The organism is Ruegeria sp. YTSC003, from assembly GCF_059609785.1.
This window is the reverse complement of the sequence record NZ_JBXWMK010000011.1, coordinates 1-15,732: the sequence shown is the minus strand read 5'-3', so window position 1 is coordinate 15,732 and position 15,732 is coordinate 1. Positions and strand designations below refer to the sequence as shown.

Here is a 15,732-nt window from a genome sequence, read left to right as displayed (position 1 = left end):
ATGTGCACGAAATTACGACAAAGGTTGTCGAAAAATCTGAAAGCGCTTTTGATGGATCAAGGCAGGCTTGCCGCAAGGGAGGCCGTATTTATGGCGAAGAAAAAGCAAGTGATTGGCGGCCCGCTTGAAATTGGCGGGCGGGTCTTGTCCCTGTCGCGTGCCATACGGGCGGGTGATTTTGTGTATCTGACCGGGCAAATCCCCATGAAAGATGGCGCGCCTATGACCACCGGCACGGTAAAGGAGCAAACCCGCGCCGTGCTGGATGACATCACCGCCACGCTGGCGCTGGCGGACTGCACCCGCGATGATGTGATCAAAGCGATGGTTTGGTTGCGGGATCGCAGCGACTTTCCCGGTTTCAATGCGGTCTACGGGGAGTACTTTCCAATAGAACCGCCCACTCGGTCGGCGGTGGTCAGCGATCTGCTGGTCGATGTCCGGGTAGAGGTCGAGGTGGTCGCCTACCGCCCGTTAGACGATGCTTAAGGCGCCTGATGGTACTGCCTACAGCTGGGCTGGGCCTGGGGTTGGGCCGGTCGTGGTGATGATCCACGGCCTGGGTCTGAACCATGACTGTTGGCAGTGGACGACCCCCGCGCTGAGTGATCAATACCGCGTGCTGCACTATGACCTTTTCGGACATGGACAAAGTACACCGCCGCCCGCGAGGCCGAGTCTATCGCTGTTTTCGGATCAACTGGCGGCCCTACTGGATCACTGTGATGTCCGCTCAGCGACCTTGGTGGGGTTTTCCCTTGGCGGCATGATCGCGCGTCGGTTTGCGCAGGACCGTCCGGCCAGGGCGGACGCACTGGCAATCCTGCACTCACCCCACAAACGCACCGATGCGGCTCAGGCTGCTATTCTAAAACGTGTCGATCAAGCCCGCCGAGACGGACCACAAGCCACTGTGGAGGCCGCGTTGGAACGCTGGTTTACGGCAAATTTCCGACAGGCCAACCCGGCAATGATGGACACCGTGCGCGGCTGGGTAAAGGCAAACGACATTAGCATTTATCACACGATCTATCGTGTATTGGCGGATGGCATCGACGAAATCGTGGCCCCAACGCCGCCCATCAGCTGTCCTGTACTGGTGATCACCGGCGACGAAGACTATGGCAACGGCCCCGAAATGACCCGCGCCATAGCCGCAGAGATTGAGCAATCAAAGGCTGTTATCCTTTCGGGTCTCCGTCACATGGCGCTGGCCGAAAACCCCGACGCCGTGAACGCCCCCCTGCGCGGCTTTCTTGATGGTCTGGAAATGGCCATATGAGCACACAAATCCTGAAAGGTCTGCGCGTGCTGGATCTGAGCCGCATGTTATCCGGCCCTTACTGCACCATGCACCTTGCGGATCACGGTGCAGAGGTGATCAAGATCGAAGCGGGTACGGGCGATACGAGCCGTGGCAATGGCCCATTCCGCGACGATGATCCCGATCACAACTGGGCCGGTTACTTCGTCAGTTTGAACCGCGGCAAGAAGAGCATCCAACTGGACCTGAAATCAGATGGGGGAAAGAACCAGTTTCGCGCGCTTGCCGCCACTGCGGATGTCATTGTCGAAAACTTTCGGCCCGGCGTGATGGATCGCCTGGGCCTTTCTTATGAAACACTCGCCGAGCTGAACCCAAGAATCGTCTATGCGGCAATCAGAGGATTTGGCGATCCGCGCACAGGGACAAGCCCATATGCGCACTGGCCGTCCTATGACGTGGTAGCGCAAGCTATGGGCGGATTGATGTCCATCACCGGGCCGAACGCCGACAGCCCCACCAAGACCGGCCCCGGCGTCGGCGACATCTTCACCGGCATGATGATGGCTTTTGGCATCATGGCCGCCTTGCGCGAAGCGGAAGCAACCGGCAAAGGACAGTTCGTCGACGTGGCCATGTACGACGCCATGATCTCTTTGTGCGAGCGCATGGTCTACCTTCATGATTACACCGACAAGGTGCCGGGGCCCGAAGGCAACGGGCACCCCTTTCTCAGCCCGTTCGGATTGTACCCGGCAGCGGACGGGCACGTGGCGCTTGGCATCGTCGACGATGCGTTTTGGCGCCGTTTGACTGAGCTGATGGGGAAGCCTGCCCTTGGTACTGATCCCCGGTTTGCCTCGCGCAGCGCACGGGCTGCCCACGCGGGTGAGGTTGACCGCCTGGTCTCAGGCTGGTTCTCAAAGCTGAGCAAAGCTGAGCTGACCAAAACACTGGGCGGTGAGGTTCCCTTTGGCCCATTAAACACCATTCAGGACATTGCCCGCGACCCCCATATCGAGGCTCGTAAAATGCTCACACAGGTGCACGGCCCGGATGCTGAAACGAGGCCCTGGACGGTTGCCGCCAACCCGCTGCGCTTTGGCGCGCACGGGCATGGGACATTGAACCCGCCACCCGCTCTGGGGGCGGACAATGACGTGCTTGAGACCCTGACGCCAACCTCATCACCCATGGCACCGGAAACCAAGCGCACCCTGCGCGACGCCTTTGGGCGTTTCGCCACGGGGGTCACGGTTGTCACGACCCGCCAGTCTGACGGCACGCCGCGTGGCTTTACGGCAAATTCCTTCTCTTCTGTCTCGCTCGACCCACCACTCTTGCTGGTCTGCATCGGCAAGGCTGCACTTTCCTGCGACACATTCGCAACCTGTGATCATTTCACGGTCAACATTCTGGCAGATGATCAAAAGGAGGTTTCGGGCCTCTTTGCCTCGCAGTCGCCAGAGAAGTTCAACAGCGTCAAATGGCATCCCAATGCGCAAGACATGCCCGTTATCGATGGTGCCCTTGCCAGCTTTGGCTGCGCGCAACATAGGCTGGTGGATGCAGGGGATCATCTGATCCTTATTGGTTGTGTGCTCGACTTCGAGACATCCGATGGGGATCCTCTGGGGTACTACAAGGGCGCATACTTTGATCTTGGGTTGGACCGTGCGGTGACCGAAGCAGCAACCAAAGGTGATGTGACAATCGCGGCTGTTTTGGCACACGAAGGCGGGTTGCTGCTGAAAGAAGAGGCTGACGGAAGTGTGACGCTGCCATCCGCGTCCTCGACACAGGCCTTACTCAAGGCTCTGGGCGATGAATTGATGAAGGCAGAATTGACGCAACTTTATGCTGTCTATCAGGTCACGGAAACGGGTGCGCAACGCATCGTCTATCACGCGCGCGTGCAGGGCGATGCCGATACCGGGTTGACGTTTTTCTCCCTTGATATCTTGCCACTGTCGCGGGTGTCCGACGATGCCGAGCGTTCTCTCTTGCGCAGATACGCGCAAGAGCACCGGCATGGCACCTTCGGCATATATCAGGGAACCGAAGTCGAAGGCGTTGTGCACAGACTGTCCGGAAATCACAAATATCACATCTGACAGGAGAATTCCCATGATACCCGAACTGCGCAAAGTCATTACATTTGACGAAGACATCCATACCGAAGGCGGACGTGCCTCTGACCCTGTCTTGCGCATGATCGGAGTGGCAGCCGTAGTGGAAAACCCCTGGGCGGGGCGTGGGTTCGTCGAAGACCTGCAGCCAGAGATCCAGCGCATGGCTCCCGTTCTGGGCAAAATACTGACCGATCGCCTGATTACATTGGCAGGTTCGGGCGACGCAATAGAGGCCTACGGAAAAGCCTGCATCGCCGGAACCAGCTGCGAAGTGGAGCACGCTTCGGCGCTGATCCACACTTTGCAGTTTGGCAATTTCTACCGCGAGGCCGTTGATGCCAAAAGCTATCTTGGTTTCACTAACACGCGCGGACCGGCAAACACCCAGATCCAGATCCCGTTGATGGACAAACATGATACGGGTCGGCGCTCGCATTATCTGACCGTTCAGTTTTCCATCTATGACGCACCTGATGTGAATGAACTTGTCGTCGCATTGGGGGCCGCGACCCGAGGACGTCCACATCATCGTATCGGAGATCGATATTCTGATCTTGCAGCCTTGGGGCGCGACGTAGAGAACCCTGCCGGTGTTTGAGCAGACGCGATCTGCACGCGATCAAACCAAGGCGTGCAATGACCTCGCCCAAACTATAGAGGTGGGTTTGGACTACCCTAGTGGGAATTTCCCAAGCTATGAATAAAAAGGCGAACGTCGGCTTCGGTGGCTCGATAGTTGCCCATCGCCCTCGCAGCGAAAGGCCACTTTAGCCCGACGTGCTTTTCGCTGCGGGTGCAAAGCACATGAAGCGGTCATTGAGAGCGAAAAACTTAACGGCAGGTCTGTCCGCAACTCAGACGCTCGATGCTCGCGGCGACAGCATCCGGCAGCTTCGTCCGCATAGCAGACATTAACACCGCAAACAAAAAAAGCCGCGCTCGAAAGCGCGGCTTTAAAATTCGGTAGAGTGCAGTTCTTAGCCCTGGCGAGCTTTAAACTTGCGCTGCGTCTTGTTGATCACGTAGACGCGGCCTTTGCGACGCACAACACGGCAATCACGGTGCCGGTTCTTGAGCGAGCGGAGCGAGTTCTTGACCTTCATGGGTCTGTCTCCAATCTGCGGCGCCTTCATCAAGGACGTGGCCAGCGCCTGGGTTTGCGGGTGTCCCGGGTCAGACCCGAAACAGTGAATAGATGGTGGGCGGTACAAGGATCGAACTTGTGACCCCTTCGATGTCAACGAAGTGCTCTACCGCTGAGCTAACCGCCCACTTAACCTTTGCGGTGCCCTGCCCCATAACGAAATGGGGCGCGGAACCCCGCGCCGGTAGCGGGGTCTATAAAAGGAGTCGCAAAGGGGTTCAAGGGGTTTGGTAGAACTATTTTCCGGTCTATGTTCAATGCGAACAAGGAGTCACCATGAAGAACGCTGCTTACGTATTGGATATGCCCGTCAAGCGCACGTCTTGCGTTGTATTTTCTTCTCCTCACAGTGGCCGGAACTACCCCGAAGCGATGCTGAACCGGACGGTTCTGAGCCAGAATGTGATTCGATCTTCGGAAGATGCATTCGTGGATCAGTTGTTTTCCGCAGCGACTGATCATGGTGCGCCCCTGATATCCGCAACAAAATCAAGAGCCTATCTGGATCTTAACCGCAGTGCTGAGGAGCTGGACCCGGCTTTGATCCAGGGCGCGCGCCGCCACGGCCATAACCCGCGTGTCGCTTCGGGGCTGGGCGTGATTCCCAGGGTCGTCGCCAATGGGCGCGCAATCTATCGCGGGAAGCTAACGATGGATGAGGCGCGTTTGCGCATCGACACCTGCTGGCGTCCTTATCATGCGCGTCTCAAGTCGCTGCTGGCCGAATCGCACGCCGCTTTTGGTCAGGCCATTTTGATTGATTGCCATTCGATGCCGCATGAAGCGGTTTCGATGGCCAGTACGACCACGTCCCAGCGCCCGCAGATCGTGTTGGGTGACAGATTTGGCGCTTCGGCTTCGACCGAGATTGTGGACCGGATCGAATCCGCGTTTGCCTCGGCGGGTCTGATCGTGGCGCGCAACGCGCCCTTCGCGGGCGCCTACGTGACACAGACCTACGGGCGGCCCGGGCGCAATCAGCACGCTATCCAGGTTGAGATCGACCGATCTCTGTATATGGATGAGGTCAAAATCGCGCCGAACGGCAATTTCGCAGCGTTTCAGGACATGTTGCGGCAGGTCATACGGGAAATCTCGGGTATTGGCCGCGATCCGTTGCGTCTGGCCGCCGAGTAACCTCAGCGCAAAGCCCGGCCTTTGACAATCGCATCCGTTCCGAATCTGCGCCGGATTTCATCCGTTGCGCGTTCCGCCTGAGACCGCCTTGATGCGTCGGGATCCAAAAGGTCCCCCGAGAAGTCCGCCTGATCTTCGGGGCACAGATCGGATATTCCGCAACCCAACAGACGATATGGCCCTTTGTCGCCGACCTGATCGAATAGCCCACGTGCGGTGCGGTAGATGCGGTCTGCGATCTGCGTGGCGTCCCGCAACGAGACACGTCGGGTGATGACCTTGTGGTTTGCTTGTTTAAGTTTCAGGGTTACGACCCGTCCGGCCAGCCCTTTGGCTTTGGCGCGATCCGCAACTTTTTCGGACATGCGCCACAGATGCCCATCAAGGATGTCCAGGCTGGCTGTATCCTCGAAAAACGTGGTTTCGTTGCTGATCGACTTCATTGGCTCGTGCGAAGACACGCGCCGTTTGTCCTGACCGCGCGCCAGATGCCATAGCCGATACCCCATAGATCCGAAGCGGGCTGTCAGTGCCTCCTGATCCCAGCGTAATAAATCCGAGAAGGCGCGGATGCCGGCACGATCCAGCGATTCCTGTGCCGCCGGGCCGATACCCCAGATCAGGCGCACCGGTTTGTCATACAGAAACTCGGCGGTCTCAGCTTCTCCAATAACTGAAAACCCACGCGGCTTGTCCAGATCTGAGGCGACTTTGGCTAGAAACTTGTTGTGCGACAGACCGATCGAGCCTGTTACACCTAGTTCGTCTTTCATCCGCTTAACCAGCCTTGCCAGCATGGCCGCAGGTGGCGCGCCATGCAGTCGCTGCGTACCGGACAGATCCATGAATGCTTCGTCCAGTGACAGCGGTTCGATCACGGGGGTCAATTCGTCCATCATGGCTCTGATCTGGCGTGACACCTCGGCGTAGACCGACATGCGAGGCTTGATGACAACGGCGTCCGGGCACAGTTGCAGGGCTTTGAACATCGGCATCGCAGAGCGGACGCCCCGAATACGCGCCACATAACACGCGGTTGACACGACACCGCGTTTGCCGCCTCCGATGATCACCGGTTTGTCGGCCAGATCGGGATTGTCCCGCTTTTCAACCGAGGCATAGAATGCGTCGCAATCCATATGCGCGATGGACAGGTCGAACAGCTCGGGGTGCGTCTTGATCCGCGGGCTGCCGCAGGAAGGGCAGCGCGCTTCCTGTTCCAGAATCGAAAAGCAGTCGCGGCATAAAGCGGGCATTACATTTACATCTCAGTTTTATGCGCTTTGTCATATCAGGCGTTACTGGCTAAAATTTATCCGGTTGGGCAACAAAGAGAAAGCGCTCATGCAGTTCACGGGGGCGAAGGTCGCACTGTTTCTTGGACCGGACCTTTTGGTCATTCAAAGGGACGACAAGAAGGACATTCCATTCCCGGGCCATTTCGACTTTCCCGGCGGTGGGCGCGAAGGGTCAGAGACGCCGCTGCAATGCGTCAGGCGCGAAACACTGGAAGAAGTCGGGCTGCACCTTGCCAAGGCTGATTTCGTCTGGTCGCGCATGTATGGGCAAAACTGGTTCTTCGCAGCACACCGGCCACACAGCGACGTCAACCTGATCAGGTTTGGCGATGAGGGGCAAGGATGGTGTTTGATGTCGCCGGACATTTACCTTGAGAATGCATTGGCGGTGCCGAATTTCGCGATCCGCCTACGTGACTACTTGGCCCAAGGTAGGCCGTCTTTTGACATGTAAGGTTTTCAGAAGAAGACCCCCCGCGATTGGCGGGGGGAGGTGACGGACCTCAGGAAGAGATGGTCCGCGGGGAGTATCACGTACCCAGAATCGCTCAAATTCCGGGATTTAGATAGGACCCAGGTCACACAACGAAAACTCGCATATTTCATGTGTGTTTTGGGGCACAGGGACGATTTGGCGCGGAATTGGCAAAAAGTGACGCTGGGTCAACTGCTTGAGCCGCAGAAACCAACAGTAACTGCCTGCGCGGACGCGGCCACCCGGCATCAAGCCCTAAAAAGTTTTAGCCTGCAATGCGTCGAGAATTAAGCCCTGTTCGGGGCTTTTGCCTGCGGTGAGGACAATTCGGCAAGGATTGCCTCGGCAGCAGCTTTAGGGTCGTCGGCCTGATAGACAGGTCGGCCCACGACGATGTGGTCTACGCCATCTGCGACGGCATTTGCGGGTGTTGCAACGCGTTTCTGATCACCAAGCGCGGCACCTGCGGGGCGGACGCCAGGGGTCACGATCAGACGACCTTCGGCCTGGGGCAGGGCACGGATCAGCGCGGCCTCTTGCGGGCTCGCGATAACGCCGTCGGCACCAGCTTCAAGCGCGCGCGCAGCACGTTCGACAACCAGATCCTGCACTTCGCCCTCTTTCAGAAGGCCGGCATCCAAGTCGTCGCGGTTCAGCGAGGTCAGGATGGTAACGGCCAAAATCTTGAGGTCTTTGCCAGCGGCCCCTTCTTTCGCGGCCCGAACCACATGCGGATCACCATGCACCGTCAGGAAATCCAGATCGAATTGCGCCAGCCCGCGAACGGCGTTTTCGACGGTGTTACCGATATCGAACAGCTTCATGTCCAGAAAGATGCGCTTGCCGTGTTCCTGTTTCAGTTCATTGGCTAATGCCAACCCGCCACCGGTCAGCATCCCCAGCCCGATCTTGTAAAAGGAAACGCTGTCGCCCAGCTGTTCGGCCATGGCCAACCCCTGTAGGGCGTTGGGAACATCTAGGGCTACGATCAGGCGATCATCGGACATGGTGCGGGCTCCTTTTTGGCAAACGTCTGCGTCCTAGCGGTTTCGGGCCGCCGTGTCCATGTAGCGCGCGTGATCCAGATCACGCAGCTTTGGCCGGACTGTGATATGGTGCCGGTCATTCATAAGAATTTTTCGATGGGGGGACTATGAAACAGGTATTTAGTGTTGGGATACTTCTGGCTCTGATGGGATGTCAGGATATGCCATTGGAAAATGAGGCCGCGGATACGGTCATCAAATCCCCGGCAAATGACAATTTGCGCCTGGTGGGGGGATATCGCTCGACCGACGATGATTGCCAATTGACCGGCGAGACGTCGTATACAGTCAATTTTCTGGATGATGCAGCAGACCTTGTTTCCTGCCCAACAGGCAGCGACGCCGCACAATCGTTGGTGGACATGTACGACGCGCGTGAGGTTGCGCAAACCGGAGGCTACACCGTCTACTCCATACCTCGACGATAAGTCTGAATCTGCGCTCCAGCCTCTTGAACGGGCAAAGATATTTCCCAGATTGAATGTGAGGCCCAGACCGACGCGTGCCGCCAAGCGGGCGCATCACATTCAGGGCGCTTAGGAAAAGGAGAATAATATGGACTTGAACAAGTTCACCGAGCGGGCACGGGGATTCGTGCAGGCGGCGCAGACCATTGCGCTGCGCGAGGGGCACCAGAGATTGATGCCCGAGCATCTTTTGAAAGCATTGATGGATGACGATCAGGGGCTTGCAAGCAACCTGATCACACGCGCCGGCGGCGCGCCGGTTCGCGTGGTCGAAGCACTGGACGCCGCGCTGTCAAAAATTCCGAAGGTCAGCGGTGATGCGAGCCAGATTTACATGGATGGCCAGACCGCCAAGGTTTTTGCAGAAGCCGAGAAAATTGCGACTAAGGCAGGCGACAGTTTTGTGCCGGTCGAACGCGTTCTGATGGCGCTGTGCATGGTGAAGTCCAAAGCCAAAGAGGCTTTGGAAGCCGGTGCCGTATCTGCGCAAAAGCTGAACGAAGCGATAAACGACATCCGTAAAGGCCGCACCGCTGACACCGCGTCGGCGGAAGAGGGCTATGATGCGCTCAAGAAATACGCGCGCGACCTGACCGAGGCTGCGGCTGAGGGCAAGATCGACCCAATCATTGGGCGGGATGAGGAAATCCGTCGCTCGATGCAGGTTCTGTCGCGCCGGACCAAGAATAACCCGGTTCTGATCGGGGAGCCTGGTGTGGGTAAAACCGCGATTGCCGAGGGTATGGCCCTGCGCATCGTCAACGGTGACGTGCCGGAATCGCTGAAAGACAAGAAGCTGCTCGCGCTCGACATGGGTGCGCTGATCGCCGGTGCGAAGTACCGTGGTGAGTTCGAAGAACGCCTCAAGGCCGTTCTGACCGAGGTCACCGAGGCCGCCGGTGAAATCATCCTGTTCATCGACGAGATGCACACGCTGGTCGGTGCCGGGAAATCTGATGGCGCGATGGACGCCGCGAACCTGATCAAGCCCGCGCTTGCCCGGGGTGAGCTGCATTGTATCGGCGCGACCACGCTGGATGAGTATCGCAAATACGTGGAAAAAGACGCGGCCCTTGCGCGCCGGTTCCAGCCGGTTGTGGTACAGGAGCCGACTGTCGAGGACACAATCAGCATCCTGCGCGGCATCAAGGAAAAGTACGAGCTACACCACGGTGTGCGTATCTCAGACTCGGCTTTGGTGTCGGCAGCGACCCTGTCGCATCGCTACATCACTGATCGCTTCCTGCCCGACAAGGCCATCGACTTAGTCGATGAAGCGTCGGCTCGCTTGCGGATGGAAGTGGACAGCAAGCCAGAGGAACTCGATCAACTGGATCGTCAGATTTTGCAGATGCAGATCGAGGAACAGGCGCTGAAGCTCGAAGATGATGCGGCCTCCAAGGACCGTCTGGAAACCTTGCAAAAGGATCTGGCCGATCTGCAGGAGAAATCTGCCGAGATGACCGCCCAGTGGCAGGCTGAACGCGACAAACTTGCTGGCGCGCGCGATCTGAAAGAGCAGCTCGACAAGGCGCGCGCTGATCTCGAGATTGCCAAGCGTGAAGGCAACCTCGCCAAAGCGGGTGAGCTGTCTTACGGCGTCATCCCAGAGCTTGAGAAAAAGCTGACCGAGGCCGAAAATGCCGAAAGCAGCCAGATGATGGCCGAGGAAACGGTGCGTCCGGAACAGATCGCTTCGGTGGTTGAACGCTGGACTGGTATCCCGACCTCGAAGATGCTGGAAGGTGAGCGCGAGAAACTGCTGCGGATGGAAGACGATCTGCATTCCCGCGTGATCGGTCAGGATGCGGCGGTCACTGCTGTGGCCAATGCTGTACGTCGTGCGCGTGCGGGCCTGAACGACGAAGGCCGCCCGCTGGGCTCGTTCCTGTTCCTCGGGCCCACGGGTGTAGGTAAGACCGAGCTGACCAAAGCCGTGGCGAACTTCCTGTTCGACGACGACAACGCGATGGTGCGTATCGATATGTCCGAGTTCATGGAGAAACACGCGGTTGCCCGTCTGATCGGTGCCCCTCCGGGCTATGTCGGTTATGACGAAGGTGGTGTGCTGACCGAAGCCGTACGACGCCGGCCCTATCAGGTTGTGCTGTTTGACGAGGTCGAAAAGGCGCACCCGGATGTGTTCAACGTTCTGCTGCAGGTTCTCGATGACGGCGTTCTGACCGACGGTCAGGGCCGCACCGTGGACTTCAAGCAGACGCTGATCATCCTGACGTCGAACCTTGGGTCTCAGGCGCTCAGCCAGTTGCCAGAAGGTGCCGACAGTGCGCAGGCCAAGCGTGACGTGATGGACGCGGTCCGGGCGCATTTCCGGCCTGAGTTCCTGAACCGTCTGGACGAAACGATCATCTTTGATCGCCTAAAGCGGGCCGATATGGATGGTATTGTCGATATCCAGATGGCTCGTCTGCAGACACGTCTGGCCGCCCGCAAGATCGAGCTGGTCTTGGATGGCGGCGCCAAGGAATGGCTTGCCGACGAGGGCTATGACCCGGTCTTCGGTGCACGCCCGCTGAAACGCGTTATCCAGCGTGCCTTGCAAAACCCGCTGGCCGAGGCTCTGCTTGCCGGTGAGATCAAGGATGGTGAGACCGTCCCTGTGACCGCAGGCTCAGACGGTCTGATTATCGGCGACCGGCTGGGTACGTCAGAGCGGCCCCGTCCGGATGATGCCGTGGTGCATTAAACCAAACAAAGGCCCGCCACACCGGCGGGCCTTCTTTTTTAAGTCACTTCAAAAGCAACTTGTTCAAGTGGGTCGCAGTTGAACAAGTGAGAAAGACGAGGCGTCCAAAGAATCCATAGGGAAATCCATCGTCTCTGGACCCAGGCCCAATTCGCTCAAGTATTTTTCGGTCCCTCTGCGCCCAAATATGTGCTCAAGCACAGAAAACCCTTGTTCAGACGCGTAGGCGCTGACCTCAGTGGGAGAGATGTTGAAACGAAAGGGTTCGCCGACTCCGGCCACCGCATTTCCGATACTGTCGACTTCCTTTTGCGCTTGCGACGCTGCGGCGGTTGACGCGTATGTCGTCAGAAAACGCGTTTCATTTGAACCATTCGACCGGATCATTGTGTAGACATCTGCAACTTCGGGCGGTGCTACATATTCCAGCGAAACCTCAGCAATAAAGACCGTGCCCAGTTCATGGTCGTAACCGAGCGACTGCAACTTATCGAGCGTTGTCTCACGAGAGAAATCAACCGCCGTATATCGAACGTTTGGTGGAACGCCAAAATTTGAACTGATCAAAGACCGCTTGGCTTCGATGGTCTCGGGGCGGTCGACCTCGAAAACCGGAATGTGGCTGTGACTGTTGGACAGCCTCAGACCCAGCGTATCAAGACCTGCGCCAAGTACTACGATCTGACGTGCACCATTCTTGATTGCAGTAAGCGCGCGGCTTTGCATGAATGTCTTGCGCCACAGGACCGACGCGACGAGACGGCGCGCCACTGAACGGTCATCGGCGAACTTGAGCACGGCATCCCAGTCGGTAGCTTGATCCAGGACCTCGGGCCCCTCGGTAGAACCGTTGCGAAACAGCTGCTCGGCAAATGGGTCATAGAATACACGCCGATATGTTGGGTTGCGGTTTACCAAGGCGCAAAAGGCGCAAACCCCAAGAGCGGTGCGGCTTAGGCCGGGAATGGCACTTTGCGGAACATAAAACATGAAAAGCTCGCTTCAATTGTCTGTATGACAACGTAGCCTGAATACCCTACCAATTGGCAGAGTTCAGATTATCCGGTCAAAGTCGCCAGTCTTTTGGAGATAAGGCCCGCCAGCAGGCGGGCCACTTCGTTCAAACCATTGCAAAAATGCGCGCAGGCCCGCCGGTGCCACCGGCATGTTTTGGCGCACCGATCACCAGCGTTGCGCCAGCCGCCGGTACGCGATCCAGTCCCGCGATATTCTCAATCCCGAAACGGCCCGTGGGCAGCCAAGCATAATGGGTGGCGAAGTCGGTCGATATGCCGTGGTCCAGGGACAGCGTGTCGGATGCGATCGAGCGTGCACCGGTCTCTTCGATCAGCATCATTGCGGCTTCGGGGTGGAAACCCGGGTAATGTTGTGCCTGACCGTCGAAACCGCGATACGCGTCGCTGTCAGCTTTGGCGGCCCAACCGGAATACAAGGCCACGCAAGCGCCATCCGGAATGTCTCCGTTGGCAGACATCCATGCCTTCAGGTCATCTGGTGTCAGCAGCGTATCGACATCCTCGGCTGCGCGGGCGGCAATGTCGACAACGCAAAGCGGTGCCACAAGATCGGACACGGGGATTTCGTCCACCGAAGCACCATCCGCTGAAAAGTGCAGCGGCGCGTCGATATGTGTGCCTGTGTGTTCATTGACTGTCAGGCGCTGCAGGTTAAAGCCGTGTTCGCCAAAATTGAAAACCTGTTCGGACGCGTACCCCGGTTCGCCAAAATAGGTTGGGAAATCGGCACTGATCGTATGGGTCATATCCTCGACCTTACCCTCACCAGCGGCGAGGGCGAACGATGCACTGGTGCCAGTTGCGGCAACAGCCACACCAGAGGCAGCGGCAGCTTTGAAGAACCCTCTTCTAGACAGCATACGGTCTTTGACCGCGTTCATCACGCAGATGTCACACATTCGTCTTCTCCCTTTAGTCTTGCCCGACAATCGGGTGGACAGCGGATCTAAGGGCCTGTTGGCCAATCCTGGCAACAAGACTGCAAGTTGCGTGAAGCAGTTGTAAAGATTGAAGGCCCGGGTGTACCGCCTAAATTGGGCGGGATGCGATCAACTTGGCGTGACAGGTATCAACGGTATTGCCGCAATTGGTTCCCGGGGATTGTCATAGGTAATTTGGATTTGATTTGGCGTGAAACGTTACAGTCTCTTCTCCCAATCGTGACGCATGTTGCCTTGGCGGTGTGGTATCAGCGGATTAACTAGAATCTCAGGCTAGCTTACCAAGGAGACTTAAATGGCGCATCGCTGGACCAATACACTGACACATGCCGACGTCACGCCACAGGCGGCGTTCTTGAACCGGCGGCAGGTGATGGCCGGCCTGGCAGGTGTGGGATTGGCGGGGCTAGCCAGACCGGCGGCGGCACAGGAAGTTCTGGAACCCAACACCTGGGAAGAGATCACCTCGTACAATAACTTTTATGAGTTCGGCACTCGCAAGGACGATCCCGCGAAATACGCGCATACTCTGGTGACCGAGCCCTGGAGCGTCACAATCGACGGTTTGGTCGACAAACCGGGTGACTATGATTTCAAAGACATCATGTCCGAGATGACGGTTGAAGAGCGCATCTACAGATTCCGGTGTGTTGAGGCTTGGTCGATGGTGGTCCCGTGGAACGGGTTTGAACTGGCTGATCTGCTGAATATGGCTGGTGTGCAGGAAGGCGCCAAGTACGTGGCGTTTGAAACAGCAAACCGTCCCGATGAAATGCCGGGCGTTCAATTTCCGATCCTCGAATGGCCCTACCGGGAAGGTTTGCGCCTGGACGAGGCGATGCACCCACTGACCATCATGGCGACCGGCATCTATGACAAACCCATTCCCAACCAGAATGGCGCGCCTCTGCGTCTGGTGGTGCCGTGGAAATACGGTTTCAAGTCTATCAAGTCTATTGTTCGCATCACCGTTTCGGATGTTGAACCGCCCACCAGTTGGAACATGTCCGCTCCGCGCGAGTATGGTTTCTACAGTAACGTGAACCCCAACGTGGATCACCCACGCTGGTCACAGGCCTCGGAACGTCAGATTGGCGGCGGTCTCTTTGCCAAGCGTATCCCGACGCTGATGTTCAATGGATACGAAGAAGAGGTCGCCGGACTTTACGACGGTATGGATCTGAAGGAATTCTACTAAGACCATGCAGACGCTGAATCAGATATTGCGCCGCATTCCGGTGTGGCTGGTCTACCTGTTGGGGGCGCTTCCGGCCCCTTGGCTGTTTTACCAGGGGCTGACCGGCGGTCTGGGCGTGGATCCGATTGAGGCGTTGGAACACCGGTATGGCGAACTGGCGCTTCAACTGTTGATCGTCGTGTTGGCAATATCGCCGCTGCGGCGATTCTTTGGGCTGAACCTGCTCAAGTTTCGCCGGGCGCTGGGCGTGCTGACCTTTGCCTATGTCAGCCTGCATCTTTTGGTGTGGCTGGTGTTGGACGTGCAGCTGCCCAGTCAGATCTGGGCGGATATCTTGAAGCGTCCCTATATTACAGTCGGCATGGCAGCGTTTATCCTGATGATCCCGTTGGCGGTGACGTCAAACAATCTGTCGGTACGCAAATTGGGGCCCCGGTGGCGCAGCCTGCATAGGCTTGTCTTACCTGCGGCGATTCTGGGCGGGCTGCACTATGTTATGCTTGCCAAGGGATTTCAGATCGAACCGCTGGTCTACCTGTCTCTGATCGTTAGCCTGATTCTGCTGCGCATTCCGGTTTCTGGCCTGCTGACTCGGTTTCGCCCGGCCGATTCCGCCTGACTCGGTGTCGAGCCTGTGGGTAACTCTGTCCAAAGCTCCAGATTCGCTGCCGGTTGCTCTGACGACCGCTTTTGTTGGAATGGTTATTATCGTATAACTTATTGGTTTTGAGCAATAAAATGTGATTTTTCGGTTTTTTGCAAGTTTATCGTATTTTCTGCTTGCGGCTTTGTTTGGTAAACCTTAGAACCCCCTTCACCGGCGCTGCTGAGGCGGTGCTGACGGGTCGGAGAGACGGCCGGACGGGTTGGAGAGACAGCCGGACGC

At 57.4% G+C, this 15,732-nt stretch carries 15 protein-coding genes and 1 tRNA gene; 10 read left to right on the top strand and 6 right to left on the bottom strand.

The features are described 5' to 3' along the window. The first annotated feature begins 90 nt into the window (after positions 1-90). The 4 genes from AC2FFH_RS18145 to AC2FFH_RS18130 are packed head-to-tail and all read left to right on the top strand — an operon-like array spanning position 91 to position 3,994. Positions 91-489 carry a RidA family protein gene (locus tag AC2FFH_RS18145; protein ID WP_282119696.1) on the top strand — a complete coding sequence of 133 codons (399 nt, stop codon included), beginning with the start codon at positions 91-93 and terminating at the stop codon, positions 487-489. Then, a complete protein-coding gene (locus AC2FFH_RS18140; protein ID WP_496707697.1) occupies positions 482-1,282 on the top strand; it encodes an alpha/beta fold hydrolase in 801 nt (266 codons plus the stop codon). The genes AC2FFH_RS18145 and AC2FFH_RS18140 overlap by 8 nt, the downstream gene beginning before the upstream one ends. After that, positions 1,279-3,378: a CoA transferase gene (locus AC2FFH_RS18135; protein WP_282119694.1), complete on the top strand. Its 2,100-nt coding sequence runs from the start codon at positions 1,279-1,281 to the stop codon at positions 3,376-3,378. The genes AC2FFH_RS18140 and AC2FFH_RS18135 overlap by 4 nt, the downstream gene beginning before the upstream one ends. 13 nt (positions 3,379-3,391) lie before the next feature. After that, positions 3,392-3,994 carry an amino acid synthesis family protein gene (locus tag AC2FFH_RS18130; RefSeq protein WP_496770597.1) on the top strand — a complete coding sequence of 201 codons (603 nt, stop codon included), beginning with the start codon at positions 3,392-3,394 and terminating at the stop codon, positions 3,992-3,994. A gap of 379 nt (positions 3,995-4,373) precedes the next feature. Here AC2FFH_RS18130 and ykgO read toward each other — a convergent pair whose 3' ends face one another. Both ykgO and AC2FFH_RS18120 read right to left on the bottom strand, forming a co-directional pair. Continuing rightward, a complete protein-coding gene (gene ykgO / locus AC2FFH_RS18125; RefSeq protein ID WP_005648635.1) occupies positions 4,374-4,499 on the bottom strand; it encodes a type B 50S ribosomal protein L36 in 126 nt (41 codons plus the stop codon). Between the two features lie 93 nt (positions 4,500-4,592). After that, positions 4,593-4,667, bottom strand: a tRNA-Val gene (locus AC2FFH_RS18120). Between the two features lie 149 nt (positions 4,668-4,816). Here AC2FFH_RS18120 and AC2FFH_RS18115 point away from each other — a divergent pair. Beyond that, entirely contained in the window at positions 4,817-5,677 is an 861-nt protein-coding gene (locus tag AC2FFH_RS18115) for an N-formylglutamate amidohydrolase (protein WP_496845042.1), read from the top strand. 2 nt (positions 5,678-5,679) lie between these two features. On the opposite strand, the gene AC2FFH_RS18110 is transcribed toward AC2FFH_RS18115, so the two are convergent. Further along, complete coding sequence (locus AC2FFH_RS18110; protein ID WP_496845041.1) at positions 5,680-6,933, bottom strand: DNA polymerase IV; 1,254 nt, start codon at positions 6,931-6,933, stop codon at positions 5,680-5,682. 88 nt (positions 6,934-7,021) lie between these two features. On the opposite strand from AC2FFH_RS18110, the gene AC2FFH_RS18105 reads away from it, so the two are divergent. Further along, positions 7,022-7,429, top strand: a complete 408-nt coding sequence (locus AC2FFH_RS18105) for an NUDIX domain-containing protein (RefSeq protein ID WP_496845040.1) — start codon at positions 7,022-7,024, stop codon at positions 7,427-7,429. A gap of 308 nt (positions 7,430-7,737) precedes the next feature. Here the strand turns inward: AC2FFH_RS18105 and pyrF are convergent, their stop codons facing one another. Further along, positions 7,738-8,457 (bottom strand): orotidine-5'-phosphate decarboxylase, encoded by a 720-nt coding sequence (pyrF, locus tag AC2FFH_RS18100; RefSeq protein WP_496845039.1) that lies wholly within the window; start codon positions 8,455-8,457, stop codon positions 7,738-7,740. A gap of 146 nt (positions 8,458-8,603) precedes the next feature. On the opposite strand from pyrF, the gene AC2FFH_RS18095 reads away from it, so the two are divergent. Then, positions 8,604-8,924 (top strand): hypothetical protein, encoded by a 321-nt coding sequence (locus AC2FFH_RS18095; protein WP_496845038.1) that lies wholly within the window; start codon positions 8,604-8,606, stop codon positions 8,922-8,924. Between the two features lie 127 nt (positions 8,925-9,051). Continuing rightward, positions 9,052-11,670 (top strand): ATP-dependent chaperone ClpB, encoded by a 2,619-nt coding sequence (gene clpB / locus AC2FFH_RS18090; protein WP_496845037.1) that lies wholly within the window; start codon positions 9,052-9,054, stop codon positions 11,668-11,670. A gap of 63 nt (positions 11,671-11,733) precedes the next feature. Here clpB and AC2FFH_RS18085 read toward each other — a convergent pair whose 3' ends face one another. Together AC2FFH_RS18085 and AC2FFH_RS18080 are read right to left on the bottom strand one after the other, a co-directional pair. Beyond that, positions 11,734-12,660 carry a class I SAM-dependent methyltransferase gene (locus tag AC2FFH_RS18085; protein ID WP_496780697.1) on the bottom strand — a complete coding sequence of 309 codons (927 nt, stop codon included), beginning with the start codon at positions 12,658-12,660 and terminating at the stop codon, positions 11,734-11,736. A 130-nt stretch (positions 12,661-12,790) separates the two neighbouring features. Further along, complete coding sequence (locus tag AC2FFH_RS18080; RefSeq protein ID WP_496727428.1) at positions 12,791-13,606, bottom strand: cyclase family protein; 816 nt, start codon at positions 13,604-13,606, stop codon at positions 12,791-12,793. 337 nt (positions 13,607-13,943) lie between these two features. On the opposite strand from AC2FFH_RS18080, the gene msrP reads away from it, so the two are divergent. Next, the gene (gene msrP / locus AC2FFH_RS18075) at positions 13,944-14,846 is read left to right on the top strand and encodes a protein-methionine-sulfoxide reductase catalytic subunit MsrP (protein WP_496780696.1); all 903 of its coding nucleotides are present in this window, start codon (positions 13,944-13,946) and stop codon (positions 14,844-14,846) included. Positions 14,847-14,850: 4 nt separating this feature from the next. Then, complete coding sequence (gene msrQ / locus AC2FFH_RS18070; protein WP_496845033.1) at positions 14,851-15,465, top strand: protein-methionine-sulfoxide reductase heme-binding subunit MsrQ; 615 nt, start codon at positions 14,851-14,853, stop codon at positions 15,463-15,465. Positions 15,466-15,732: the final 267 nt, after the last annotated feature.